5 protein-coding genes and 1 pseudogene are annotated in these 2,811 nt (G+C 62.8%); 2 read left to right on the top strand and 4 right to left on the bottom strand.

Annotated elements, in window-relative coordinates; translation table 11 throughout:
* Nucleotides 1-159: PLP-dependent transferase (locus EN893_RS27275; protein WP_206640180.1), on the top strand; the 159-nt coding region annotated here is incomplete at its 5' end.
* A gap of 21 nt (nucleotides 160-180) precedes the next feature.
* Here the strand turns inward: EN893_RS27275 and EN893_RS27270 are convergent.
* The 3 genes from EN893_RS27270 to EN893_RS27260 form a co-directional block, all read right to left on the bottom strand.
* A complete protein-coding gene (locus EN893_RS27270) occupies nucleotides 181-408 on the bottom strand; it encodes a BrnA antitoxin family protein (protein ID WP_127272043.1) in 228 nt (75 codons plus the stop codon).
* Nucleotides 409-490: 82 nt separating this feature from the next.
* On the bottom strand, nucleotides 491-760 hold the full coding sequence (locus tag EN893_RS27265) for a BrnT family toxin (protein ID WP_127272042.1): 270 nt from the start codon (nucleotides 758-760) through the stop codon (nucleotides 491-493).
* A 106-nt stretch (nucleotides 761-866) separates the two neighbouring features.
* The gene (locus EN893_RS27260) at nucleotides 867-2,018 is read right to left on the bottom strand and encodes a ceramide glucosyltransferase (RefSeq protein WP_128361921.1); all 1,152 of its coding nucleotides are present in this window, start codon (nucleotides 2,016-2,018) and stop codon (nucleotides 867-869) included.
* A 232-nt stretch (nucleotides 2,019-2,250) separates the two neighbouring features.
* Here EN893_RS27260 and apaG point away from each other — a divergent pair, with 232 nt between their 5' ends.
* Entirely contained in the window at nucleotides 2,251-2,643 is a 393-nt protein-coding gene (gene apaG / locus EN893_RS27255) for a Co2+/Mg2+ efflux protein ApaG (RefSeq protein ID WP_013533640.1), read from the top strand.
* A gap of 63 nt (nucleotides 2,644-2,706) precedes the next feature.
* On the opposite strand, the pseudogene EN893_RS27250 reads toward apaG, so the two are convergent.
* Nucleotides 2,707-2,811, bottom strand: a pseudogene (locus EN893_RS27250) (IS110 family transposase); the annotation flags it as partial.

Here is a 2,811-nt window from a genome sequence, read left to right as displayed (position 1 = left end):
AGCCTGATCACCCACCCGGCGACAACGACGCACAAGAACCTCAGCGACGAGGCGCGCGCCGAGCTCGGCATCGGGCCGGGCACGCTCAGGCTTTCGGTCGGCCTGGAGGACACCGACGATCTGCTCGAGGACATCGCGCAGGCGCTGAAGGCCAGGTAGCGCGCGAGCGTCGTCACAGGATTACAGGCCGACCGCCTTGCGCAGCACTTCGTTCATGCGGGTCTGCCAGCCATCGCCAGCGGCCTTGAAGCGGTCGAGAACGTCGGCGTCGAGGCGTAGCTGTACGGCACGTTTGGGCCGGGCAAGCGGCGGCCGGCCAACCTTGCGGCGCGAAACGGCATCGGTTGGCTGAGCATCCGGATCGGCTTCGGCCGCAGCGGTGATCTTGGCATCTTCTTCGTCGGTCATCGCGGCAAGCGCCTTTTTGGCCAACGCCAAAGCGTCAGCACGTGACAGCTGGGGCGCAGCAGCCTCACGGCGTACGATCGTCTTAGAGGTTTTCGACATAGTCCGTAATTTCCTGCCTTGTGGCCTTGCGCAGCGAAATAACGCGGATGGCGTATCGTCGCTCGACATAAACCATCACATGGACGCCAGTTCCGATCAGACCGATGGCAACGAGGCGGTCCTCGCCAAAGTCCTCGCTGTCGTCGAGCCTGATAGCGGCGTTGGCGAAGTCGAAGGATGGTGCGATCGCAAAATCCACGCCATGCTTGGCCCTGTTCATCCTGGCCTTGTTTTCATCCCACTCGAACTGCATCGCCGCCGGTGCGTTCCCATAAATTATGTATACACAAAAATAGAGCCTAACGCAACATTTCCGTATATACGATAATTATTCCAGCGGTCAAACCTAGCTGACGCCTTCAGGCGCCGGACGGCGTCTCTTCCAGCTCGGCCGTCTTGGTGCCGATGGTCATCGCATTGCCGCGCCAGTCGACGGCGCCGCCGAGCCAGCCGCGTCCCCACATCGCCGGCAGGATCAGGTCGCGCGCCATGATCGCGGCGACCATGCGTGGCGACAGGTACCAGCCCTTGGACCAGGCCAGGGCGCACTCCGGAAGGTAGAAGGCCGCCAGTACGGCAATGGCGGTTGCCCAGAGGCTGAAACCGGCACTGGCTGCGGCAATCAGCGCAAGCACCAGCGGCACCAAGGCGCCGGTCAGGATTTCGGGTGCGAAGAACAGCGGGAAAGTGACGCGGCGCAGGCGCGCCCAGCGGGCCTGACGCGACCAGATCTCGTCAAATGAGCGCCGGCCAAGCGGCTGCTCGAAGGGGGCGGCGACGAGATTGACGCGCAAGCCGAGGCTGTTCACCAGCTTGGTCGCGGCGGCGTCCTCGGCGATCTCGGCGGCCAGCGCGCGGATGCCGCCATTGGCGTCGAGCATCGGCTTGTTCCAGAGCATGCTCTTGCCCTGGGCAAAGCCAAGGCCGAGCGCCTCGCCGGCATATTGCCAGCGCGCCTGCAGCGTGTTGAGGAAAGCGCATTCGACCTCGGCCCAGAAGCCGGCAGGCCGGGAGCCGATCGGCGTCGAGCAGACAAGGCCGGTGCCGGACCGCCCGGCAGCCATCAGGTGCTGGACGTAGTCTCTCGGCATCAGCACGTTGGAATCGGCCAGGACGACCCAGTCGTGCCGCGCCGCTTCCCAGCCCTTGACGCAATTGTTGAGTTTCGGATTGGCGCTGATGCGGTCGTCGCCGATAAGCAGCCGGGCCGGAACTTTCGGAAACCGGACGATCGTCCTGTTTATCAATTTGACCACCGGATCGTCGGCATGGGCAACGCAGAAAATCAACTCGTAGCGCGGCCAATCGAGCGAGAAGGCGCGTTCCAGCGTCTCCTGCGTGAACGGCTCGACGCCGCGCGACGGCACGACGATCGACACCGGCCGCGGCTTGGCGGCCGGCGGCCCAATGGTGTGGCGCCGTTTCAGACGCGAAGCGGCGAGCACGATGCTGGCGAGATTCGAGAGGATGAGGACAGTTGAAAGCGTGGCGGCTATGAGAGTGAGTTCCATCGAGATCCGGTCACTCCAGGAAAACCGGTCCGCAAGATGGCCGGTTCAACAGTTCAGCAGAGCGCCCGAGTCGCGCATCACCAGTCCGCGCACACCATCATTGTCATATGTCACTTAAATGACATTCTTTGTCGGCACCTGCCCGCGAGGTCGGCCAGAGGAGGCTTCGGTCGGTTGACCTAACCGCACAGAGCGCCGAAAGTTCCGCTGGAACCGTTTTTTGGAGCCGCTTATGTATAGCGCCGTCACGCGCAACATCGAAGTGCAGGTCAGGCCGTTCTATCTGGAGGACCGCTCGGATCCCTCGGAGAACCGCTATGTCTGGGGCTATCAGATAACGATCGACAATCAGTCGGACGACTTCGTGCAGCTTCTGTCGCGCTATTGGCATATCACCGACGGCACTGGCCGGGTGGAGGAGGTGCGCGGCCCCGGCGTCGTCGGCGACCAGCCCGAACTCAATCCCGGCGACAGCTACCAATACACGTCCGGTTGCCCGCTCTCGACACCATCCGGCATCATGGTCGGGCACTACACGATGCGCAACAAGCGGGGCGAGACATTCGACATCGCCATTCCGGCGTTTTCGCTGGACCTGCCGGGGACGCGGCGGACGGTGAATTAGCGTCTTTCTCCCCGTTCTACGGGGAGAAATGCCCGGCAGGGCAATGAGCGACTATCTGTGGTGTCAAGTTGCATTGGCGAACTCCATGCGCGCATCGCGTGCTTTTGCATTGAGAATGACGAGGAGTTTTCGCGCCAGCGCCATGCGGATGACCATTTTGGTTTTGCC

It is taken from the genome of Mesorhizobium sp. M7A.F.Ca.CA.004.04.2.1, assembly GCF_004022825.1.
Taxonomy (GTDB): Bacteria; Pseudomonadota; Alphaproteobacteria; order Rhizobiales; family Rhizobiaceae; genus Mesorhizobium.
The sequence above is the reverse complement of the archived record's forward strand: the minus strand, read 5'-3'. Positions and strand labels throughout refer to the sequence as shown.